We start from the raw sequence: 22438 nt of genomic DNA, 5'->3' as shown, positions 1-22438 counted from the left end.
CGGCCGCTCCGGTTCGATCCCGATTCCGGCCGGTTCGGCGTTCGGGGGACCGGCGACGACTCCGTCGGACACAATCGTTATTTCACTGGCTTGCGTTCGAGGCCACATGGCGGATCTACTTTCCAACGACGAGATCGAGACACAATTGCCCGAGGAGTGGGACCGAGACGGGGAGGAGATCGTCCGAGTCTACGAGTTCGACGACTACCTCCACGGCGTGAACTTCGCCCAGATGGTCGGCGAGATCGCCGAGGCGCAGTACCACCATCCCGAGATCGTCATCCGCTACGAGGAAGTCGAGATCCGGCTCACCAGCCACGAAGAGGGCGGGATCACGGACAAGGATATCGAGATGGCCGAACTGATCGAGGCCGAGCAGAACGCCTGACGTGCGCGCTCGATACGCTTTCTGGGTCGAACTCGGCCTCGAGGCCCGCGAGCCCGGCGTCTCCCTCGAGCCCTCCACCGTCGAGCGACGCTGTCTGCTCGAGGCGGCCGAGCCCGGCTCGGAGGGGTGGCGCTTCTTCCGGGACGCCCTCTGGCGGGGCGAGATCGGTGACGAGGCCCACGTTCGACGGCTCATCTCGGAGAAACTCGGCCCCGGGTTCGCGGTCGAAACCGTCGAGTTCCGCGGACTTCACACGGACGAGGAGTACCTCGAGGCGCTGAAAACCGAGATCGCGGCCGATCTGGGCGCGTTCAAGGCCGACAACGTCTCACAGGTGCTCTCGAAGTACCTCGCCTCGAGACTCGAGGTCGATCTCGACGAAGCGTGATCCGTCCGACCGATCCCGAGGCGGTAGCCGACGCTTCGGTCGTCCGAAAACCGGGTAGCTGTGTCGAGCGACTACGACGAACACTACCCCGATTCAGTATTTATTTGAATACATTCTGTTTAATTCTGGTAAATTCTGTGTAATTCGGCCGGAAGGGTCTGCACGGTTCAATACGTATCGGAGGTCACTCGTAGCCGCCGGAACGCTACCGCCCTCCCCCACACCACCTGAGCGCGGTAGCGAGTACGGCGCGTGACAGTCTCCTCACACCCGACTTTTGATCTGGTGCGCTACTGATCCCGATTCGACGTCGACGGCTCCCGCCCGAGCGTACCGTTCTGTAGTCGACAGACACTTACTCGAGAACGTCCTACTCGAGGGTCCCCAATGGTCTCCGAGTACGATTTCTGGCTGTTCGACCTCGACGGGACGCTGGTCGACGTCGAGTGGTCGTACACCCGCGAGGTGTTCGACCGGGTGGGCGACCGGCTCGGCTACCGCTTTACCGACCAGCAGGCGGACGTTCTCTGGAACGGACTCACCGGCTCCCGAAACCACCAGCTCCGCGAGTGGGGCCTCGAGCCGGAGCCGTTCTGGGATGCGTTTCACGCCGAGGAGGAGCCGCTCGTTCGCGCCGAGCAGACGTACCTGCACGAGGACGCCGCCTTCGTCGCCGACCTCGACGCTCCCGTGGGCCTCGTCACCCACTGCCAGCAGTTCCTCGCCGATCCGGTGCTCGACACCGTCGACATCCGCGACTGGTTCGACGTGATTCTCTGTTGTACCGACGAAACCGGCTGGAAACCCGACCCGACGCCCGTCGAGCAGGTGATGTCTGGACTCGGGGTCGCCGGAAACGGTCACCGGGGCGTCCTCGCCGGCGACGGCTCGAACGACGTGGGTGCGGCCTGGAACGCCGGCCTCGACGCCATCCACATCGAACGGGTCGGCCCCGAACGCCGCGGCCGCTGCGTGCTCGGTGACTACCGTATCACGTCGTTCGACGAACTCGCCGCCCTCGAGTCGTCACCGCCTGTCGACGCCCACTAACCGTCTGCAGGCTGTAGTTCCGCGTCGACGAGGGTCTCGTAGGCACGTCGCAGCCGCTCTGAGAGCGCCTGGTGGGAGATCCCCAGGTCGTGCGCCAACTCCTCCATCGAGATCCGTCTCGGAATTTCGAAGTACCCCTGCTCGAGCGCGGCTGCGAGCGCCTCCTGCTGTTCGGGCGTGAGCCGGGAGTTCGTAGTTGTGGTGGCCGTCACGTCGGTGACCCGCCGCAGGTCCGCGTTAATCCCCCGATCGACGAGGCGGTCGTGGGTCCGACAGAGCTGGTCGCGGTTTCGAAACCGCATCCTGATCTGCCAGTGGTTCTCCGCGCCGTGTACGTCGAGCAATGCTCCGCCGTCGGCGAGCAGTTCCTCGGAGAGTGACTCGCAGTCGACGAACTCGAGGTCGTACAGGAGCCGGTCGTCGGCGTCGACCAGTAACTCGTAGCCGTCCACCGACGGATCGGCGTCGAAGGCGGTTTCGGCCGCGTCGGCGTCGACGCCCGAAACCCACAGACAGGGAAGCGTTTTCGAGACGGACGACTCGAGTTCGAACGCCGCTTCCGGGAGGCGCTCGAACGTACGTGCCAGAACAGTGTCCGCCGCCGGAAGCCGGAACTCGGCCAATGTCGACATTACCGGACGTACACCGCGGAGACGTAAAATCGCTACTTCGGGGTTTCGGACTGTCTCCGACGGCTATACGTCATCTGAGAGCGACGGAACCTCCTCGAGTGCCGCCGCCAGTTCGCGGACGCTCTCCTTTCCGCTCCGGTCGGTGTTCGCGAGCACGCGCACCGATTCGGTTCCCAGCGGGACGAAGCCGAGATCGAGCGCGTCGGCCGTCGCGCGCAGCCCGAGCCCCGCGTCGACGGTGCCGTCGATTACCGCACGGGCGGGACTCTCGTGGGCGCGCCGCGCCAGTCCGAAGCCGTCGATCGACTCGACGATCTCGTGGCGGTCGACCCCCCGGCTGTCGGCGAGATCGGCGACGACGCCGCCGAGACTCGAGCGCAGTCCCGAGTCGGTCGTCCGGTTGCAGAACCGAAGCTCGCGATCGACCAGGTCCTCGAGTCCCTCGATTTCGGCCGGGTTGCCGGCGGGAACGACCAGCCCCCACTCCCGGGACCACTCGCCCAGAGTCGTCGCCTCCACCTCCGCCTCCAGTGGCCCTGCGACGACGGCCACGTCGGGAACGCCCTCGCGAAGTCGTCGGAGCGCGGGCCGGGAGCCGACCGAAAGGTAGCGCGGGTGCTCGAGGCGATCGAGCAGCCGCGAGAGGGTCGGATCGTCCTCGCCGACGCCGAGAAGCGTCGGCGGCCGGACATCCGGGGAGAACAGCGTCACCGTCACCGACTCGCCGGCCTCGAGGTAGTCTGTGTCGGGGTGAACCTCGACGACGCCGTCGGCGCGGGCGAGGCTGGTCGTCGCGCCACTGCCCTTGTCGACTGGGTAGACGAGCGTCTTGCCCGCGCCATCGATCGTGATCCCGACCGGCATGAGTCGGAGGCGGCCCTGCTCGGAGCGGCTCTGGACCGCCATCGCGCCCTCGACGGTCGCCGACGCGGGTTCCGGAACCCCGGCGGCCTCTCGGATCGCCGGCGCGACGAAGGTTCGAAACACCATCATCGCCGAGACGGGGTAGCCGGGGAGGCCAACGTACGCCGAGTTCGGGGAACTCGAGTCGCCCCCCTCGAGCCGGCCCACGAGCATCGGCTTGCCGGGTTTGACGCTCACTCCGTGGAGCAGCAGTTCGCCGCGCTCCTCGATCACCCGGTAGATGACGTCGACGGCGCTGGCGCTGGTCGACCCCGAGGAGAGCACGAGGTCGCACTCGTCGGCGGCCTCCCTGAGCACGCGTTCCATCTCGGCCTGGTCGTCGCCGGCGTGGGGGTAGAGCACCGCTTCGCCGCCGGCGTCCTCGACGCCCGCTGCGATCGTATAGCTGTTGACGTCGTAGATTTCGCCGCGGGCGTCGTCGATTTCGTTTCCGGGTCGAACCAGTTCGTCGCCCGTCGAGACGATGCCGACTCGAGGGCGCGCTCGAACGGGTACCTCCTCGACTCCGAGCGCCGAAAGCAGGCCGATCTCGCGGGGAGTGATACGGGTACCGGGGCCGAGGGCGCGCTCGCCCGCGGCCACGTCCGCACCGGCGAACATGACGTTGTCGCCGGGGGCGACGGCGGTTCTGATCAACACCTCGTCCCCGCTCGCGTCGGTTCGTTCGACGGGAACCATCGCGTCCGCGCCCGGCGGCATCACCGCGCCGGTCGAGATCTCGACGGCCTCGCCCTCGCCGACCTCGACTGCGGGCTCTTCGCCCGCGTGCACCTCTCCGGTCAACTCGAGGGTCGCGGGATCCGCCTCGTCGGCGCCGAACGTGTCCCGCGCCCGCAGCGCGTAGCCGTCGAGGCTGGCCCGGTCGAAGCCGGGAACGTCGCGCTCGGCGTCGATTCGCGTAACGAGTACCCTGCCGCGGGCCTCCGAAAGCGAGACGCGGTCGATACCGCCCTCGAGCGACAGCGACCGGATCGCCTCCCGTGCCTCCTCGGGGGTGGCGAGGTCGCGAAACTCCTTGCGGTCCATACGGTTCCTTCGGATAGGGATCGCAAAACGTCCACCGATCCGCTCGACTTACGGCCAGGATTCCCAGTCTTCCACTGCAACCGTCTCTCCCGCCGGCATCCCCTCGCGGGGCTCGTCGACGACGACCCAGCCGTCGGCGAGGGCGACGCTCGAGAGCACGCCCGACCCGCTGGCCCGGGTCGGAGTCGCCCGGTAGGCGGGCTCGCCGTCTTCGAGGCCGCCCTCGCGTTCCTCGAGGCGCACCCGCGCGAACGTCCGGGTGCCGGGCTCGCTCGGGATTTTGCGCTCGAGGCGGGCGTCGACTGCGGGGTGGTCGGTCGGCTCGGTCCCCTGGAGCCACGCGAGGACGGGCCGGAGGAACTGCACCGCGTTGATGATGCAGGCGACGGGGTAGCCCGGCAGGGCGATCACCGGCGTATCCTCGACGATCCCGAGCGCGACGGGGTGGCCGGGTTTGAGCGCGACGCCGTGGACGAGCACGTCTCCGAGGTCGTCGATCACCTCCGGCAGAAGGTCCCGCTGGCCGACCGAGGAGCCGCCGGTCGTCACGATCACGTCCTTTTCGAGGTCGCGCTCGAGGGCCGTCCGGAGCGCGTCGGGGTCGTCGGTAACGATCTCTCGGTGAACCGCGTCGGCGCCCCATCGCTCGACCAGCCGCGAGACGGTGAGGCCGTTGGTTTCGATCACCTGGCCCGGCTCGGGCTCGGCGTGAACCAGCTCCTCGCCGGTGGGGATCACGGCGACGTCGGGGCGGGCGGCGACGGCGACGTCCTCGAGGCCGACCGACCGCAACAGGCCGAGATCGGAGGGGCGCAGGCGGTGGCCCGCTTCGTACAGTTCCTGGCCGGCCTCGACGTCCTCGCCCACCGGTGCGACGTTCTCCCCTTCGGCGACAGCGTCTTCGACCTCGAGGTCGCCCCCGAACGTCTCGACGTGTTCGATCATGACGACGGCGTCGGCACCCGGTGGAAGATCGCTCCCGGTGTGGACCCGCACTGCGGTTTCGGGGACCACCTCCTCGCCGTCGGCTTCTCGCAACACGGCCGGCGAGCGTCCGGTCGCGCCGAACGTGTCCCGTGCCCGAACGGCGTAGCCGTCCATCGCCGCGCGCTCGTAGTGGGGGACGTTCCGCGTCGCGGTCACGTCCTCGGCGAGCACCCGCCCGTCGGCCTCGGCGACGGGAACTCGTTTCGTCGGTCGGTCCGACTCGAGGGCGGCGACCGCCTCGCGGAGCGTTTCGCGTGCGTCGTCGACCCGCGTTCGAGCTTTGAACCCGGCGTGCTTGCGGTCCCGATCGGCTCCGTCCATACATCGAATCCGGTCGGCGGCGCCTAAAAGCGGTCGGGTCCGTGCCGGTCGCTTGTTCGTCTCCCGGCCGAAGCTGTCGGTGCGTATATATCTCTCGAGCGAGCAACCGCCCGTATGGCCCTCGCCTTTCCGAACCCGTTCGTCCTCGGCGGGCTTGTTCTCGCCACGCTGGTCTGTCTGCTCGCGTTCGCCTACGGGGTTCGCGAACTCCAACTGGCGAACCACGTCCTCCGGTCGCGACCCGACGCCGTCCTCGACGCGCCAAACGGCGGCTCGATCGAACTTCGCGGCACCGTCTCCCCGGCCGGCGGCGTGCTCCGGTCGCCGTTCACCGAGACGCCGTGTGTCGCCTACGAGTACGCCGTCGAGGAGGAGCGAAACTCCAAACACGGCACCTCCTGGACGACCATTGCGTCGGGCGAACAGTCCGCTCCGTTCCGGCTCGCAGACGACAGCGGAAGCGTGCTGGTCGAACCCCCGGGGGCTGACTTTCGACTCACCTCGGAGGATCGAATCAAAGTCAACGGCGGAACGACGCCGCCGGCGACGATCCGGCGCTTTATCGACCACAACGAGGACGTCGACTGTCAGGACTCCTCGATCGACCTCCGGCTGTTCGAGCTTCGCACCGGGAAGGATCGACGGTTTCTCGAGCGACGGCTCGACGTCGAAGAGCCGGTCCACGTGCTCGGCACGGCCCGACACGACACGACCGTCTCGACGGAGACGGGGCAGGTGAACGCCACCGTCGGCGTCGGCGAGGCGGCGTTCGCGCCGGATCGGCTGGTTCGGCTTCGCCACCGTCTCTTCGGCTACCCGTTCGTGATCTCTGATCGGGACGAACGCGGCCTCGGTCTGCGGGCCGCGGCGCTCGGTATCGGCGCGATCATTGGCGGGGCGGTGTTCGCAGCGCTCGCCGCGCTGGTGGTGGTCTGACTCGAGGAGCGACCGACCGCTACCGCGGCCTTTTTCGTATCGGCGTTCGAACGTATACCTATGTCTGCGCTCCGTCACGCGTTGCGGGACCTTTCCGACTCCGTGTTCTTCGATTACCTCGAGAGCGACGAGGCGTATCTCCTCGTTCTCGACGTACCGGGCGTTTCCGCGGAGACGCTCGACGTCACCGTCGAGGGCGGCCAGATCTCCATCGAGGCGCGACGGGAGAAGGACCTCTCCCGCGAGTACCGCTATCTCGAGGAGAACCGCTCGCTGTTTCTCGACGCGGAGCTTCCGCTGCCGTCGGACGCAACCGAATCAGACGCCGAGGCGTCGGTCGACCGGGGTGTCCTCGAACTCCGGCTTCCGAAGCGGACGGCGGCCGAGGAGACGCCGATCGAGATCGTCGACGAGGAAACCGACGGCGACCGGGGGAGCGCGATCGACCCCGAGGACGTCTCCCCCGTGGCAGAGGACACGAGCCCCGAGCGAGCGAACGAGGGGCGCACAGAAGACACCGACGAGGCCGCCTAACTCGGGGTGACTACGTCTGGCACTTCTCCGCGCGTACCGGCGGTTTCTCGTCGTCGCGTGGCAGTTCCTGCCGCTGTTGTGGGCGTACGCGCGTGACCGGCGGCGGTTCCTGCTGTTCGGCCGGTCCCGTCGCGTCGACCCCGAAACTCACCGCCACCGCGCGGAGGTGTTACTCGAGTCGCTGCTGACGCTCGGGCCGACGTTCATCAAACTCGGCCAACTGCTCTCGACGCGGCCGGACATCCTCCCCCCGCAGTACGTCGAGGTGCTCTCGGCGCTTCAGGACGAGGTGCCGCCTGCGGACTGGGCGGACGCGAGGGAGGTTCTCGAGGAAGAGCTGGGCCCGCTCGAGGAGCGCTTCGAGCGGTTCGACGAGACGGCGATCAGCGGCGCGAGCCTGGGCCAGGTCTACCGGGCGACGGTCGCCGCTGGGGCGGCGGAGACGGCCCCGACAGCGTCCGAAGCGGGGGATCCGCTGGCCAACGGCAGCACCACCGAGGTCGCCGTCAAGATCCGCCGGCCGGGCATCGAGACGCTCGTCGAGGCCGATCTCCGGGTGATCCGGTGGTCGATGCCGATCCTGATGTGGTTCGTCGACGAATCCCGGTCGTTTTCGCTCGAGAACCTCGCCGACGAGTTCGCGAAGACGATCCGCGAGGAAATGGATTACGAGCGCGAGGCGACGATGCTCACGGAGATCCGGGCGAACTTCGCGGGCGACGACCGCTTTGCGATTCCGGCGGTGATCGACACCCACTCGAGCGAGCGAGTGCTCACGATGGAGTACCTCGGCGGGACGAAGATCAACCAGGTCGACGAACTCGACCGGAAGGATATCGACCGCGAGCGAGTCGCCGAGAACCTCCAGCGGTCGTACCTCCAGATGATCATTGATGACGGCGTCTTCCACGCCGATCCCCACCCCGGAAACCTGGCGGTGGCCGACGACGGGACGATCATCTTCTACGACTTCGGGATGTCCGGGCGGGTCGATTCGTTCGTCCAGGACAAGATCGTCGAGTTCTACGTGGCGGTCGCGAACCAGGATATCGACGCGATCCTCGACGCCCTGATCGAGATCGGCACCCTGAGCCCCGAGGCCGACCGGGCGGTGATGTCCGACGTGATGGAACTCGCGATCCAGGACGCCCGCGGCGAGGATATCGAACAGTACCGGGTCCAGCAGATCGTCGGTCAGATCGAGGACTCGATCTACGAGTTCCCGTTCCGACTGCCCGCGAACCTCGCGCTCGTCCTGCGGGTCGCGACCGTCGTCGAGGGGGTCTGTGTCACCCTCGATCCCGACTTCGACTTCATCGCGACCGCGACGGACTACCTCACCGAGCAGGGCTACCGCGAGGAGTCGATCCAGCGCTACATAGAGGAGACCGGCCAGCAGGTCCGCCACTCCGCGGAGTCGGCGGTTCGGCTTCCCGCGAAGGCCGAGCGCTCGCTGGATCGACTCGACCGCGACGACATGTTCGTCCGCATCGGCGTCGAGGACTCCGAAGACGTGTTCGCCAAACTCGCCAAACGGCTGGTGTACGGGATGTTGCTGACGATGTCGTTGTTCTCGATGGGCGTGCTGTACGCGCTCCAGGCACCCGAGGCGTCGGTCGTCGCCGCGGTGTTCTCGGCGGTGGTCACCGTCCAACTCTACCGGTCGTTCCGCAAGCCCCGCTCGATCCGAACGAAGCCCCAGTTCACCAGACAGAACCTCCGGCAGCGACGCGAGCAGAAGTGACCCCGGTCGACGCAGCGCGCTCTCGAGGCGCTGTGGCTCCGGTGTGCACAGGCAAGTGGAACTTTTCTGCGCGCGTCCGTGGTGGCTCCGTTCGATGTCACAGCTCGACACCGATCTCGAGGGCGTAACGGTCGGCCTCTTTCTCGCCCCGGAGGGCACCGAAGAGGTCGAGTTCACCGAACCGCGGGACGCCCTGACCGACGCCGGCGCCACCGTCGAGGTGCTCGGCAGCGAGACGGGCGAGGCACGGACTGTCAACAACGATCTCGAGTGGAGCGACGGGTACGAGATCGAGAAAACCTTCTCGGAGGTTTCGGCCGGCGAGTACGACGCGCTGGTGATTCCGGGCGGCACGGTCGGCGCGGACACGCTCCGGACCGACGAGGACGCGGTCGAACTCCTGCGCGAACACGTCGTCGACGGGATGCCGGCCGGCGCGATCTGTCATGGGCCGTGGCTGCTCGTCGAGGCGGACGTGATCGCCGGCCGCCGCCTGACCTCGTATCCGAGTTTGCGGACCGACATCGAGAACGCCGGCGGCGACTGGCACGACGACGAGGTGATCGTCGACGGCGAGATCATCACCAGCCGTACCCCGGACGACCTCTCCGCGTTCTGTGAGGCGCTGCTCGAGGAGTTTTCGACGACCGCGCGGTAGGGCTCACGGAGACGAACGCTTTTTCGGGTCGCCCGCGAGTGGGACGTATGGACCGGCTTCTGGAGTTGCCCGTCACGATCGACGCCGTTTCGACCGACTGCCTCGAGCGCGAGACCTCGAGCGGGTTCACCCGCGCGACGACCGAGATTTCGCTTTCCGGCCCCGCCGGAGAGGACAGTGGGACGGTCACCGGAATCGGCGAGGACGTCACCTACGACACCGAGGATCACGACGCGCTGGCCGAGACGGGACTGCCGGATCTCACGGGGGAGTACACGCTCGCTTCCTTCTCCGAACACGTCGGCTCGCTCGACTGTTTTCCGGGCGGCGCACCCGACCGCGAGGTGTTCCGGAACTACCGGCGCTGGGGGGTAGAGAGCGCCGCCCTCGACCTGGCGCTCCGGCAGGCGGGGACGGATCTGGCGAGCGCCCTCGAGACCGACTACGAACCCGTCCGATTCGTCGCTAGCACCCGCCTGGGCGAGCCGCCGACGACCGATCGACTCGAGGCGCTGCGGGAACAGGTGCCCGACCTCGAGTTCAAACTCGATCCGACTCCCGACTGGGACCGCGACCTGGTCGACGAACTCGCCGAAACTGACGCGGTTCGTATCCTCGATCTGAAGGGCCAGTACCACGGCACCGAAGTCGACGTGGAGGCCGACCCCGACCTCTACCGGCTGCTCGTCGCGCGGCTCCCCGACGCCGTTTTGGAGGATCCGGCGCTCGAGGACGAGACGGAGCCGGTGTTCGACGATCCGGACGCGCGGTCGCGTGTGTCGTGGGACGCCCCGATCCACGGCCTCGCGGACGTCGAGGACCTGCCGTGGGAGCCCCGCTGGCTCAACATCAAGCCCTCCCGGTTCGGTTCGCTCGAGTCCGTCCTCGAGACGATCGAGTACTGCCAGCAACGAGACATCCGGTTATACGGCGGCGGCCAGTTCGAACTCGGCGTCGGCCGGGGACAGCTCCAGGCGCTGGCGTCGCTGTTCTATCCGTCGGGGCCGAACGACGTCGCCCCGCGGCGGTACAACGATCCCGACGTGGGGGAGGGACTACCGGCGAGCCCGCTCGGGCCGCCGGCTGAGCCGGTCGGATTTCGGTGGTAACCCACGCCAGCAGCTGTCGTCGCGAGTCCCCGCTGGCGCTCGACTGCCGGTGTCGGCGGGTATTTCCTTGTCTGGCCGCCTACTGAGCGTATGCAGATCGAACCCTTCGGCCTCGAGCGCTGGTTCGCGGAGTACGAACACGAGGCGGATATCATGCTCGCGGAGAGCGGCATCAGGAGTCTGCCGGCGAGTCGGTTCGACACTGATCCCGGCGACTTCGGCTACGTGATTCCGACCAACGGCGACCCCGACTTTCGAGCTGCGGTGGGCGAGCGCTACGACCGGGACGCCGACGAGGTCCTCTTCACCTGTGGCACCCAGGAGGCGAACTTCCTGGCGTTTCTCTCGCTGCTCGGCGGGAACGGAACGGGCGGCGGCCACGCGGTCGTGATCACTCCCACCTATCAGGCGCTGCACTCGGTACCGGAAGCGTTCGGCGAGGTGACGCGGGTGTCGCTCGAGCCGCCCACCTGGGAACTCGACACCGACGCCGTTGCCGACGCGATCCGACCGGAAACCGACGTCATCGTGCTCAACAACCCGAACAACCCGACGGGGCGGTACCACCCCCAGGAGACCGTCGAGGCGCTGTACGACCTCGCGGCCGACAGCGACACCTATCTGCTCTGTGACGAGGTGTACCGCCTGCTAGCCGACGAACCTTTACCGCCGGTGGCGAGCCTCGGCCCCCGCGGGCTCTCGACGACCAGTCTGACGAAAGCCTACGGACTCGCCGGCCTGCGCTTCGGCTGGCTCGTCGGCGATCGAGAGGTGGTCGACGCCGCCTGGAACTGGAAGGACTACACGACGATCTCGCCGTCGCTGATGGGCCAGCACGTCGCCAAGCAGGCGCTGGGTGACCAGGAGGAGCCGATCCTCGAGGAAAACCGCGTGCTTGCAGCCGACCACAGCAATCGAGTGCGGGCGTTTCTCGACGACCACGGCCTCGAGTGGCACGATCCGGTCGGCGTCAACGGATTCGTGACGGTTCCGGAGGGGTTCGAGAACGCCACCGAATTCTGTCGGACCGTCGTCGAGGAAGAGAGCGTCGTTCTCGCGCCCGGGGACCTCTTTGGCTACCCCGACTACTTCCGCATCGGGTTCGGCCTCCCCACCGAGGAACTCGAGGAGGGCCTCGAACGTGTCGGGCGTCTGCTCGGGTAACGACTGGTGGCGTAAAAAGGACAGACCGAAACACAGTAGTTTTTTACAGTATGTTAAAGTACCAATAATTACCATAAGCAGGTGGTTCGTATGCTGGGTATATGGAACGAAGGCGTGTTCTGTCTGTCGCGGGAAGCGGTATTGCGCTCGGTCTGGCTGGCTGTCTCGAGGGTGGTCCGACCTCTGGGACGGGTGACACATCTGACGACGGAAGTGCGGACGACGAGAACTCCTCGGATGCGGTCGACGACGTCGGTGTCGCGGACGACGGTGCAGACGACCCGGTGGACGACGATACCGGAGACGACGAGACGACGAACGAGACCGATGACGCTGGCGACGAGGAATCTGACGGCAACGACGGGGGGCAGTCGGACGACGCTGGCGAGGAGAACGACACGGACGACAGCGACGACGATACCAGCGACGGTGACGACGGAGAACCACTGGACGACGATGACGAGGATACCGACGACGATGACGACGGGGAGCAACCGGACGACGACGAAGGGAACGGAGACGACGATAGCGACGAAGACGACGGAGACGAGGAGACGCACACGCTCACCGTCACTGTCGTCGACTCCACCGCGGAGGTGCCGCTCGAGGCGACTGTCGATATCGCCGGTGACACGCGCGAAACCGGCTCCGATGGGGAGGTAACCTACGATCTGCCGGCCGGCGAGTATCAGGTGACGGCCACCTCGGAGGTGTATCAGGATTCGGTCGTCACGGTCGCCCTCGAGGGCGAGGAGTCGGTTACGATAGGGCTCGTTCCCGCCGAGGCCGAACTGGAACTGCTCGAGACCGACCTCTCACGGGAGAACGTCGACGGCGACGAGGCGTACGTGCTCCGCGGAACGATCGCCAACAGCGGGAAGGTTCCCTCCGAGGAAGCCGTGGTCGAAGTGGTCCTGTACGACACGGAGGGAACGCGTGTCCACGAACGCTACTCCGCACCGTTCGAGGTGGCCGGGGAAAGCGAGCAGGAGTTCGAGTTCGTTGCGATGTACGACTACCATTCGGCGTTCGAGGAGATCGATGCGAACAACTACGAGGTCGGCGTCTTCTCGTACGTGGGCCACCGCCGGCTGGCGGGGGTCGACGAGAGGTCCACCGGCTCCTCGTTTCTGGGTGCACTGAGCGGACTGTTCGCCTGATCGTCCGGCATCGACGCGGACGGGTGGGCGGGGCGACCGCATCACACGGTTCCGATTCGGCCAGTTCGCGTCGCGCCGTCAGGTCGTCGCCCGCTCGTGAGCGACGCACTCGCCCCACAGCACGGGCGGGCTCTCGTCCCCGTCGTCTCGCCGCTCGACGTCCCGGCGGAGATCGAACGCCCGATAGTCGGGATTCTCGAGTCGCTCGACCAGCGAGGGGGTGACCGCGACGCGACGGCACGACCTGGTGACGAGGAGTCCGTCGGGGCCGAACCGAAACCGAACCTCGTAGTGGTGGACGCGTTCGTCCGCGAACACCGGAGCGATCGCCTCGAGAATTGAGGCGACGAATTCGAATATCATCGCCATCCCGGGTGCCTCACTGGTTCCCAGGTCGACCCGGACGACCGGAACGGACGACGCCCGTTCCTCCGTATCGGTGACGATGGCGACCTCCTCGAGGACGGGCGGCTGCTCGAGATGTGTTTCGACGCCCGGCGGGAGTGTCGCCGCGAGCCGCGCGCTCGCCCGTCGCTCGAGGTCGGCGGTCCGCTCGCCGGCGGTTGCTGGACGGGACCGCCCGCGGCGATACCAGCCGAGCACGAGTGCACCTACGAGGACGACACCGAGAACCCCCGCGAGGATCGCGGCTCGCTCCATGGTACGGTAGTCGGCCGACGACGACATATACTGTCGGTCGAGTATCGAGTCGGGTTCCCGGATCGTCCAGATGCCGTGAACCCGTCTCTCGAGCGGGCTCTCCCCGGAACCCGAGGTCGAGCGGTTTCAAACGGTTTATGGCGCTCGATTGAGTATCCCGAGGTATGGCGAAACAGCAGCAAGAAGTTCGCGACCTCCAGGAAGGAAGCTACGTCATTATCGACGACGCCGCGTGCAAGATCAACTCCTACTCGACGGCCAAACCCGGCAAACACGGCAGCGCCAAGGCCCGCGTCGAGGCCAGCGGCGTCTTCGACGGCAAGAAACGCTCGCTCTCCCAGCCTGTCGACGCGAAGATCTGGGTCCCGATCATCGAGCGCAAACAGGGCCAGGTCGTCTCGGTCGACGGCAACGACATGCAGGTGATGGACCTCGAAACCTACGAGACCATCACGATGCGGATGCCGGAGGACGTCGACGCCTCCCCCGACGACAACATCGAGTACCTCGAGATGGAAGATCAGCGAAAGATCGTCTGATGTTCCCCGGGGCGACCGCCGAAGGCGGAGACGCGAACTTCGTGGTCGTCGGTGCGCCCCTGGACGCCTCGACGACCTTTCAGCCGGGCACTCGATTCGGCCCCCGGCGCATCCGGACTTTTGCGGAAACCTACGACGACTACGACCACCGAACGGACCAGTTCTTCACCGACCTCGGCGTCCGCGACGACGGCGACGTCCGGGCCTGGGACGACGTTTCCGCCTACCTCGAGTACTTCGAGGGGACCCTCCGCGACGTCGTCTGGGAGGACGCGATCCCGCTCACGCTCGGGGGCGAACACACGATCTCGGCCGCCGGGACTCGGGCCGTTGATCCCGACGTGTTCGTCTGTCTCGACGCCCACCTCGACCTGCGCGAGGCGTACGACGGCAACCCGCTCAGCCACGCTTGCGTCACCCGCCGTATCCTCGAGGGCGACGTCGAGGAGGCGATCATCCTGGGCGCACGCACCGGCAGCGAGGAGGAGTGGGAGCGAGCGGCCGAAAACGACGTGACCGTCGTCGCCCCCGAGGACGTCGCCGACTTCGCGTTCGGTGACCGACTCGAGGACCGCGAGGTCTACCTGAGCGTCGATATCGACGGTGCGGACCCCGCCTACGCTCCAGGTACGGGAACGATGGAACCGTTCGGCCTCGAGCCCCGCGAGATGCGCGACGTTGTTCGCGAGGTCGCCCCGCACGCGACCGGCTTCGACGTGGTCGAGGTGAACGACCGCGACGACGGCCAGGCGGCCGCCCTCGCCGGGAAACTGGTGCGAGAGTTCGTCTACTCGAGCGCCGACGGGTCGGCGTAATCCCGCCTTTTCACCGGTCGGAAACCGCGTCTCGGAGCGCCGCAGTCGCCGCTTTCGGGTCCTCGGCGGCGGTGATCTCGCTGATGACCGCCACGCCCTGGGCACCCGCCTCGACCACCGGACCGGCGTTCTCGACGGTGATCCCGCCGATTCCTATCACGGGAATCGAGACGACGTCCGCGATTGCGGCGATGCGCTCCGTGCCGATCCCGTCCTTTCGCTCCGCTACCGTCTTCGAGGACGTGCCGTACACCGCGCCCACGCCGAGGTAGTCCGCGCCGTCGGCGTCCGCCCGTCGCGCCTCGGCGACCGTCGAGGCCGAACAGCCGACGATCGTCTCGGACTCGAGTAACTCTCTCGCGACGGCGACCGGGAGATCCGACTGTCCCAGGTGGACGCCGTCGGCGTCGATCGCTCGAGCGAGATCCACGCGGTCGTTGACGATGAGGTCGACACCCGTGTCGACAGTAAGTTCCCGCAACTCGCGGCCGAGTTCGTACCGGGAACGGGCGCTCGTCTCCTTTTCGCGGAGCTGAACCGCGTCGACGCCGCCGGCGACCGCCGCGCGAACGATCTCGGTGGTCTCGCGGCCTGCAGAGAGCGACGCCTGGGTGACGAGATAGGTTCGCCAGTCCGGCTGATTCATAGCGGATATCACTCGGTGGTTCACTAAGCGTCGTCGATTCATCCAGGGGGTCAGAACGCAGTCGCCTCCGGATGGACTCGAACCAGCCGGATACAAGAACGCGGCCGCCGAACCGCCGCGTATGCAACTCACGGAGTTCGTCGACCGACTCGACGAGAGACTCGAGACCGACGCCTACGCCGACCTCGACGCGAGCGCGAACGGACTGCAGGTCGGCCCCGACGAGGGGTCGGTTGAGCGCGTCGCGTTTGCGGTCGACGGCGTCGAACAGACCGTTCGGGCAGCGGCTGACGCCAATGCGAACGTCCTCGTCACTCACCACGGGATTTCCTGGGGCGGATTCGACCGCGTGACTGGGCGAACCTACGACCGCCTCGAGCCCCTCTTCGCGAACGACCTCGCGCTGTACGTCTCGCACCTCCCGCTCGACGGCCACCAGGAACTCGGCAACGCGGCCGGGGTCGCCGACCTGCTGGGGCTCGAGGACCGGAGCCCGTTCGGCGAACTCGGCCCGGCGCACATCGGGCAGCGGGGGACTGCCGCGGCGTCGTACACGGTCGACTCGCTTCGCGAGCGACTCGAGGGCGAACTCGATACCGGTGGACGGCCGGTGCGAACCCTCGAGTTCGGACCCGAAGAAATCGAGGAGATCGCTGTCGTCACCGGCAGCGGCACCGACTGGCTCGGGGAGGCCGAGGCGGTCGGCGCGGACGCGCTGGTCACCGGCGAGGGGAAACAGCAGGTCTACCACGAGGCGAAGGAGGCGGGGATTCACGTCGTGCTGGCCGGTCACTACGCGACGGAGACGTTCGGCGTCCGCGCGCTCGCGGACCTGGTCGAGGGGTGGGGCCTCGAGACGACCTACCACGACGTGCCGACGGGGTTGTAGCGCCTTCTCGTGAGGGAAGTGAGGATCGGCAGTGTGAGGCGTTCGTGCGGCGGTTTTGGCACACACCAACCGACTATTTCTCGAGACATAATGTTCAAATTGTCCATTCCGTAAGGATTACCACGGCCAACTTATCAGGAGAGTAGTCATTATGGATATCCTGATAGACTCGAGTAGCTCTCCGGTACCGGTGGGGGACGTCTCCGGTGGAGGGGAGATAGAGAAACTCAAATGACGAACCCAACACGACTCAGCACGAATCGATTCACGACCGCTTTCATGGCCGTACTGATGGTCCTCTCCGTCGTTGCGGTCGGCGCCGCGGGCGCGGACTGCCACTGCGAGGACGACGTCGACATCGACGCCGACAAGATCAGTCTCGTTGCGATCGACGTCAACTCGAACGCGGACGAGGCGACGTTCCGCATCGACAACGCCAACGAGGCAGACGTCGAGGTGGCGTGGAACGTTTACGGTGACGACGGGAACAACGGCACCGTCACCGCGGCCGCAAACGATAGCACGTACTTCACCGTCGACGCCGAGGACGGCGAGGCGACCGTTCAGCTCTTCTACGAGGGCGAGCAGCTCGAGGTCAAGGCCAGTCACACGGCGGACGACCGCGCGGACCAGATCGACACTGACGAGATCACGCTCGTCCCGATGCACTCGAACTCCGTCGAGGACTGGTCGCACTTCGAGATCCGTAACGCGAACGACCAGGACGTCTACCTCGACTTCGAGATCTACGGCGTGACGACCGTCGAAGACGTCGTCGCGCCCGCCAACGGCACGGCAACGTTCACGGCTGACGGCGCCGACATCACGACCGCGATCCACTTCCAGGGCGAACAGATCGACGTCAAACACAGCAACACCGTCGACGACCGCGCGGTCGACGACCTCCGACTCGTCGCGATCGACACCGACTCCGACGCCGACGAGGCCACCTTCCGCGTGGACAACATGAACGACGGCGAGGCGACCACGACCGTCTCCGTCTACGGCACCGACGTCGCGGAAGACGTCACCGTCGACGCAGAGAGTAGCGCCTCCGTCACCCTCGAGGCCGACAACGGCAGCGCGACGGCCCTCCTCGAGTACGACGGCGAGCAGATCGACCAGAAGGCGAGCAACACCGAGCGCGACTACGCTCACCTGGACCTCGTCGCAACCGGCGTCGACGAGGACGTCGACCTCGCGCAGTTCCGCATCGACAACCACAACGCCCAGGAGATGACCGTCGAGGTCAGCCCCTACGGCGACGACGCCACCAAGGAGATCACCATCGAGGGTAACTCCACGACCTACTTCACCGTCGACGCCGAAGACGGCGAAGTGACCCTGCAGATGTTCAACGGCGACGACGAACTCGAGACGACGGCCAGCAACACGCAGGTCGACCTCGACCTCGGCGACGACGAGGGTGAGGACGAAGCGGACTGCTAACCGCTTTCGGCTCGCTTCCGATCGATCGAATTCCGACTGCACTACGTCCCAGTTTTTCAGTACTCAACCGACGAGTGGCGACGCCGGCGACCGGCGCTGACGGCTTCGAACCGCGGCGTTCAAACGCCCGGCGTTCCCACTCGAGGGCATGACCGACGACTCCGAGAACGATCACGATCACCACCACGAACCCGAGCGGGAGACGTTTTCCCACGACCCGGTGGGCCACGCCGAAGCCCGCGCGGGGATGACCGTCGGCGAACTCGCCGAGGAGTACGGGAAGGCCGGCGTCGGCGCAGCCTCCATCCACGAGGCGGTCGACGTCACCGAGGCGATGTTCGCCGACGACGTCACCGTCTTCTTCGGCCTCGCGGGGGCGATGGTGCCCACCGGAATGCGCCGGATCGTTTCGGACCTAATTCGCGACGGTCACATCGACGCGCTCATCACAACGGGGGCGAACCTCACCCACGATTCAATCGAAGCCATCGGCGGCAAACATCACCATGGCTGTGCGCACTCCGAAGGGAAGACCGAACGCGAACACGACGAGAGCCTCCGCGACGAGGGGGTCGACCGGATCTACAACGTCTACCTCCCACAGGAGCACTTCGCGGAGTTCGAGTCTCACTTGCGCGAGGAGGTGTTTCCGGTGCTCGAGTCCGAAGCCGAAGAAAACGGACCGGTCTCTATCGAACGACTCACCCGCGAACTCGGGCAAGCTAATGCCGAGGTGAACGACCGCGACGAGGTCGAGGAGGACGCCGGAATCGCGGCGGCGGCTTACGAGAACGACGTGCCGATCTACTGTCCGGCGATCCAGGACTCGGTGCTGGGCCTGCAGGCCTGGATGTACTCCCAGACGGGCCCGTTCTCGCTCGACGCGCTCGCGGACATGACGCCGCTGACGGATCTCGCGTTCGAGGCCGAGAAATCGGGCGCGTTCGTCGTCGGCGGTGGGGTGCCGAAGAACTTCACGCTCCAGACGATGCTCGTCACACCCGGTGCCTACGACTACGCCGTCCAGTTGACGATGGACCCGCCCCAGACCGGCGGCCTCTCGGGCGCAACCTTGGACGAGGCCCGCTCGTGGGGCAAACTCGAGAAAGACGCCGAAAACGTCTCCGTCTACGCGGACGCGACGATCACCCTTCCCCTCGTCGTCGCGGCGGCGCGGGAGCGCCTCGGGGAGTGATCGCCTCGAGTCGATACCGGTCCGCTCACTCCGGATAGGTCCGGTAGGTCACCGACCCCACGTCAACGCGGACCAGCACGTTCTCGGCGTAGGCGTCCGCGCTCGCGCCGTACTTCTCGTTGATCCGGGCGATCGCCGTCCTCGCCTCCTCGTCGTCTCCGATGACCGTCGCGGTGCCGAGCAGCGACACCATCCAGCGGGCGTCGCCGCTCTCGTCTTTCTGGATCGAGAGCGCCACGCGGGGATTCTCGCGGACGTTCTCGAGCTTTCGGCCGCCCGTCGAGAGTTCGACGACGCCGTCCTCGTAGCGGTACCAGACGGGAGCGGCGTGCGGGCGGCCGTCGACGCAGGTCGCGAGGTGGGCCATCAGGGGTTCGCTCTCGAGCAGTCGCTCGGCTTCCGGCGGCACCTGGCTCATACGAATCGTAGGCCGACGACGGCCAAAACCGTTGGCCCGGCGGCTACTCGGGGAACAGCTCCTCGGTGCGTTCGATGCCGTCGATCCGCTCGATTTCCGTCGACTCGAGGTCGTCTGCCAGATCGATAGCCGCGAGGTTCGCCTCGAGGTGCTCCCGGCTGCTCGCCTTCGGGATCGGCACCACGCCCTCTTTCGCACAGAGCCAGGCGAGGCTCACCGCCTCGGGGGTCGTCTCGTGGTTGTCCGCGATGTCGACGAGTTCGTCGATCTGCCCGGCGCGGCCGCCGGAAAGCGGCGAGTAGGCGACCAGCGGGTAGCCGTGTTCGCGGGCGTCTGCGAGCAGGTCGTCGGGCTGGAACAGCGGATGGTACTCGACCTGGTGGGCCGCGATCGGGGACTCGAGGATCTCGCGGGCGGTCTCGAGTTCCGCGGGCGTAAAATTGCTCAGGCCGACGTGGTCGGTGAGCCCCTCCGCAACGAGGTCGTCGAACGCGGGCAGCGTCTGGGCGGGCTCGTAGGTCTCGATCGGCCGGTGAACGTACAACAGATCGACTGACTCGAGGCCCAGCCGCTCGAGGCTCTCTTCGGTCGTCCGACGGACGTCGGCGGGGGCGAGGCTGTCGGCCCACACCTTCGTCGCGACGACGATCTCTTCGCGTGGGACGTCGGCGCGCTCGAGCCCGTCACCGACGACGGCCTCGTTCCCGTAGATCTGGGCGGTGTCGAGGTGGCGGTAGCCGATATCGAGGGCGGTCGCGATGACGTCGGGGTCGTCGATCCCCATCGTACCGAGTCCGATTGTGGGTGACTCGAGCGGGTGCACGCCTCGCGGTACGCGACGGAACGGCAAAGAAGCGGGGGTGGCGGCGACTCAGTAGCCCGCCCGGAGCCGTCCTGCGTCGAGGGTGAGGTAGTGCCAGGCGGTGCCGGTCAGGCCGCTGGTGGCGATCCGCCGTCCGGAGTTCTCGACGAGGACGGCGGGGCAGTAGCCCGTCGGCACGTGGCGGGCGAGTTCGCGACTGAACGCGGTGTCCTCGTTGGGCACGTCCGGAAAGCCGCCAACGCTCTCGTAGGCGTTCCGGTGGACGAAGCAGTTAAAGCCCGGCAGAATCGGGCGCTCGAGGCGCGGAAAGACGTGATTGATCGTCCCCTCCATCACCTTCGCCCGCAGGGGACCGGTCAGCCGACAGCGTGAGGACGCGGCCGCTACCCCCGCCGACTCGACGTAGCCGAGTATGGCCGTCAGGTACTCCGCCCGGAGGACCGTGTCGGCATCGATGAAGGCGAGCCACTCGCCCCGCGCGTGACGGGCGCCGAGATGTCGGCCGGCGCCGATCCCGCCCTCGCGCTGGTGGTACACCGCCGCCCCGTACTCGCGGGCGATCTCGGGCGTGGCGTCGCTCGAGTCGCCGTCGACGACGATCACCTCGTACTCGTAAGCCGTGTCGAGAGCCGCGATGCTCGCGAGGGTACCCCGGAGGTAGTCGGCCTCGTCGGCCGCCGGCACGACGAAACTCACGTCCGGCCCGTCGCCACCAGTCGATGACATCGTATGGTGTCCGTCTCGCCCCCCGGGCTTAACTGTCACTCCGACTGACTCCGTTGCCGACAGTGAGCGGGCTTGCCCGCGCCGGCAGACGCCTCAAAACGCTGCTCCGTCTATCGTCGGAAGAATCCGATTTCTATGACGCGCTCCGAGTACGAACTCCACGCCCGACTCGACAGGCTCGCCTCAGCGTCCGCGGATCGCGACGTCCTCATCACGGTCACCGCGCCCCCCGAAGAGCCCATCGGCGAGGTTCGCCGGCCGATCGAGACCGACTACGCCGAGGCGACCGCGCTCGACGAGCAGGCGGCCCCCCGTCGCCTCATCGAGGCGCTCGACGAGCTCCGGAAGCGGCTGAAAGGGTACGACGAACTCCCCGCGAACGGTCTCGCCGCCTACGCGGGGGTCGTCGACGGCGACCTCGTCACCGCCGTCTTCGACGACCTGCCGATCCCGGTCGAGACCGCGGTCTACGAACACGCAAACGAGTTCGACCTCGAGCCCCTCGAGTCCGTGACCGACCCGCCGTCGACCCACGGCCTGCTGGTCGTCGAACGCGGCGGCGCCGCGCTGGGCCGGCTCGACGGCGAGGGCGTCGAAGTCCTCCAGACGTTCGACAGCGACGTCCCCGGGAAGTCGAGCGCCGGCGGCCAGTCGGCCGACCGCTTCGAGCGCGACCGCGAGCGACAGAAACGCGAGTTCTTCGACACCGTTGCCGAGCGGGCCGCCCGAGAGTTACTCGAGGACGAAATCGACGCCGTTCTCCTCGGCGGCACGACCGGCACCGTCGAGGCGTTCCGCGAGGAAGCTGAGCTGGACCACCGCCTCGAGGAGCGCCTGCTCGAGGAGACGTTCACCGTCGAGTACGCCACCGAACAGGGTGTACGCCAGCTCGCGACAAAGGGCGAGGCGACCCTCGAGGAACGCGAACGGGCGGACGCTCGCGAGTTCCTCGACACCTTCTTCGAGGGACTCGGCGACGGCGAGCCGCCGGTCACCTACGATCGGGAGGCGGTCGACGACGCCCTCGAGTACGACGCCGTCGACACGCTGGCGCTCTCGACGGCCGTATCGGGAGTGACGCTTCAGGAGTTCGGCGACCGGGCGACCGACCAGGGCGGTGAGTGTGTGATCGTCCCCGACGACTTCCCGGAGGGTGAGCGGTTCGCCGAGACGTTCGACGGGATCGGCGCAGTGCTTCGGTTTTCGATCGAGTAACGCCCGTCTCGAGTGCGAAGGCGGTCAGAAACCGATTTTGGG

24 protein-coding genes are annotated in these 22438 nt (G+C 67.0%); 16 read left to right on the top strand and 8 right to left on the bottom strand.

Annotation, left to right across the window (positions count from 1 at the left end):
- Positions 1-106 precede the first annotated feature (106 nt).
- From AC6I6S_RS05425 to AC6I6S_RS05415, 3 genes are all read left to right on the top strand, one after another.
- Positions 107-388, top strand: coding sequence for a 4a-hydroxytetrahydrobiopterin dehydratase (locus tag AC6I6S_RS05425; protein WP_497948715.1), 282 nt, complete (start codon positions 107-109; stop codon positions 386-388).
- Position 389: 1 nt separating this feature from the next.
- Entirely contained in the window at positions 390-776 is a 387-nt protein-coding gene (gene lwrS / locus AC6I6S_RS05420; protein ID WP_497948714.1) for an LWR-salt protein, read from the top strand.
- A 387-nt stretch (positions 777-1163) separates the two neighbouring features.
- Complete coding sequence (locus AC6I6S_RS05415; RefSeq protein WP_497948713.1) at positions 1164-1826, top strand: HAD family hydrolase; 663 nt, start codon at positions 1164-1166, stop codon at positions 1824-1826.
- On the opposite strand, the gene AC6I6S_RS05410 is transcribed toward AC6I6S_RS05415, so the two are convergent.
- The 3 genes from AC6I6S_RS05410 to AC6I6S_RS05400 all read right to left on the bottom strand — a co-directional run bounded on the left by AC6I6S_RS05410 (position 1823) and on the right by AC6I6S_RS05400 (position 5716).
- Entirely contained in the window at positions 1823-2458 is a 636-nt protein-coding gene (locus AC6I6S_RS05410) for a helix-turn-helix domain-containing protein (RefSeq protein WP_497948712.1), read from the bottom strand. The genes AC6I6S_RS05415 and AC6I6S_RS05410 overlap by 4 nt on opposite strands.
- A gap of 63 nt (positions 2459-2521) precedes the next feature.
- A complete protein-coding gene (locus AC6I6S_RS05405; protein WP_497948711.1) occupies positions 2522-4408 on the bottom strand; it encodes a molybdopterin biosynthesis protein in 1887 nt (628 codons plus the stop codon).
- A 48-nt stretch (positions 4409-4456) separates the two neighbouring features.
- Positions 4457-5716, bottom strand: a complete 1260-nt coding sequence (locus AC6I6S_RS05400; RefSeq protein ID WP_497948710.1) for a molybdopterin molybdotransferase MoeA — start codon at positions 5714-5716, stop codon at positions 4457-4459.
- A 114-nt stretch (positions 5717-5830) separates the two neighbouring features.
- On the opposite strand from AC6I6S_RS05400, the gene AC6I6S_RS05395 reads away from it, so the two are divergent.
- The 7 genes from AC6I6S_RS05395 to AC6I6S_RS05365 all read left to right on the top strand — a co-directional run bounded on the left by AC6I6S_RS05395 (position 5831) and on the right by AC6I6S_RS05365 (position 13021).
- On the top strand, positions 5831-6652 hold the full coding sequence (locus tag AC6I6S_RS05395; protein ID WP_497948709.1) for a GIDE domain-containing protein: 822 nt from the start codon (positions 5831-5833) through the stop codon (positions 6650-6652).
- 60 nt (positions 6653-6712) lie between these two features.
- Positions 6713-7186, top strand: coding sequence for an Hsp20/alpha crystallin family protein (locus AC6I6S_RS05390; RefSeq protein ID WP_497948708.1), 474 nt, complete (start codon positions 6713-6715; stop codon positions 7184-7186).
- A gap of 76 nt (positions 7187-7262) precedes the next feature.
- Positions 7263-8930, top strand: coding sequence for an ABC1 kinase family protein (locus AC6I6S_RS05385; RefSeq protein WP_497948707.1), 1668 nt, complete (start codon positions 7263-7265; stop codon positions 8928-8930).
- Positions 8931-9024: 94 nt separating this feature from the next.
- Positions 9025-9588 (top strand): type 1 glutamine amidotransferase domain-containing protein, encoded by a 564-nt coding sequence (locus AC6I6S_RS05380; protein ID WP_497948706.1) that lies wholly within the window; start codon positions 9025-9027, stop codon positions 9586-9588.
- A gap of 47 nt (positions 9589-9635) precedes the next feature.
- Positions 9636-10697 carry an enolase-like domain-containing protein gene (locus AC6I6S_RS05375; RefSeq protein WP_497948705.1) on the top strand — a complete coding sequence of 354 codons (1062 nt, stop codon included), beginning with the start codon at positions 9636-9638 and terminating at the stop codon, positions 10695-10697.
- Between the two features lie 90 nt (positions 10698-10787).
- Complete coding sequence (locus tag AC6I6S_RS05370; RefSeq protein WP_497948704.1) at positions 10788-11861, top strand: aminotransferase class I/II-fold pyridoxal phosphate-dependent enzyme; 1074 nt, start codon at positions 10788-10790, stop codon at positions 11859-11861.
- A 101-nt stretch (positions 11862-11962) separates the two neighbouring features.
- Positions 11963-13021: an FxLYD domain-containing protein gene (locus AC6I6S_RS05365; protein ID WP_497948703.1), complete on the top strand. Its 1059-nt coding sequence runs from the start codon at positions 11963-11965 to the stop codon at positions 13019-13021.
- A 78-nt stretch (positions 13022-13099) separates the two neighbouring features.
- Here the strand turns inward: AC6I6S_RS05365 and AC6I6S_RS05360 are convergent, their stop codons facing one another.
- Positions 13100-13681: a hypothetical protein gene (locus tag AC6I6S_RS05360; RefSeq protein WP_497948702.1), complete on the bottom strand. Its 582-nt coding sequence runs from the start codon at positions 13679-13681 to the stop codon at positions 13100-13102.
- 164 nt (positions 13682-13845) lie between these two features.
- On the opposite strand from AC6I6S_RS05360, the gene AC6I6S_RS05355 reads away from it, so the two are divergent.
- Complete coding sequence (locus AC6I6S_RS05355; protein ID WP_497948701.1) at positions 13846-14220, top strand: translation initiation factor IF-5A; 375 nt, start codon at positions 13846-13848, stop codon at positions 14218-14220.
- A complete protein-coding gene (speB, locus tag AC6I6S_RS05350; RefSeq protein WP_497948700.1) occupies positions 14220-15035 on the top strand; it encodes an agmatinase in 816 nt (271 codons plus the stop codon). Before AC6I6S_RS05355 ends, speB begins: the two co-directional genes overlap by 1 nt.
- 10 nt (positions 15036-15045) lie before the next feature.
- On the opposite strand, the gene thiE is transcribed toward speB, so the two are convergent.
- The gene (gene thiE / locus AC6I6S_RS05345; RefSeq protein ID WP_497948699.1) at positions 15046-15681 is read right to left on the bottom strand and encodes a thiamine phosphate synthase; all 636 of its coding nucleotides are present in this window, start codon (positions 15679-15681) and stop codon (positions 15046-15048) included.
- Between the two features lie 121 nt (positions 15682-15802).
- Between thiE and AC6I6S_RS05340 the strand changes: the two genes are divergently transcribed.
- From AC6I6S_RS05340 to AC6I6S_RS05330, 3 genes are all read left to right on the top strand, one after another.
- On the top strand, positions 15803-16570 hold the full coding sequence (locus AC6I6S_RS05340; protein ID WP_497948698.1) for a Nif3-like dinuclear metal center hexameric protein: 768 nt from the start codon (positions 15803-15805) through the stop codon (positions 16568-16570).
- A gap of 279 nt (positions 16571-16849) precedes the next feature.
- On the top strand, positions 16850-18019 hold the full coding sequence (locus tag AC6I6S_RS05335) for a hypothetical protein (protein WP_497948697.1): 1170 nt from the start codon (positions 16850-16852) through the stop codon (positions 18017-18019).
- A gap of 148 nt (positions 18020-18167) precedes the next feature.
- The gene (locus AC6I6S_RS05330) at positions 18168-19214 is read left to right on the top strand and encodes a deoxyhypusine synthase (protein WP_497948696.1); all 1047 of its coding nucleotides are present in this window, start codon (positions 18168-18170) and stop codon (positions 19212-19214) included.
- A 25-nt stretch (positions 19215-19239) separates the two neighbouring features.
- Here AC6I6S_RS05330 and AC6I6S_RS05325 read toward each other — a convergent pair whose 3' ends face one another.
- The 3 genes from AC6I6S_RS05325 to AC6I6S_RS05315 are packed head-to-tail and all read right to left on the bottom strand — an operon-like array spanning position 19240 to position 21181.
- Entirely contained in the window at positions 19240-19632 is a 393-nt protein-coding gene (locus tag AC6I6S_RS05325; RefSeq protein WP_497948695.1) for a pyridoxamine 5'-phosphate oxidase family protein, read from the bottom strand.
- Between the two features lie 43 nt (positions 19633-19675).
- Entirely contained in the window at positions 19676-20455 is a 780-nt protein-coding gene (locus AC6I6S_RS05320) for an aldo/keto reductase (RefSeq protein ID WP_497948694.1), read from the bottom strand.
- A gap of 48 nt (positions 20456-20503) precedes the next feature.
- Positions 20504-21181, bottom strand: coding sequence for a glycosyltransferase (locus AC6I6S_RS05315; RefSeq protein ID WP_497948693.1), 678 nt, complete (start codon positions 21179-21181; stop codon positions 20504-20506).
- A gap of 135 nt (positions 21182-21316) precedes the next feature.
- On the opposite strand from AC6I6S_RS05315, the gene AC6I6S_RS05310 reads away from it, so the two are divergent.
- The gene (locus AC6I6S_RS05310; protein ID WP_497948692.1) at positions 21317-22396 is read left to right on the top strand and encodes a Vms1/Ankzf1 family peptidyl-tRNA hydrolase; all 1080 of its coding nucleotides are present in this window, start codon (positions 21317-21319) and stop codon (positions 22394-22396) included.
- Positions 22397-22438: the final 42 nt, after the last annotated feature.

It is taken from the genome of Natrononativus sp. DTA114 (assembly GCF_059736515.1).
Note: the sequence above shows the minus strand (reverse complement) of the source record. Positions and strands in the feature narration are given on the sequence as shown.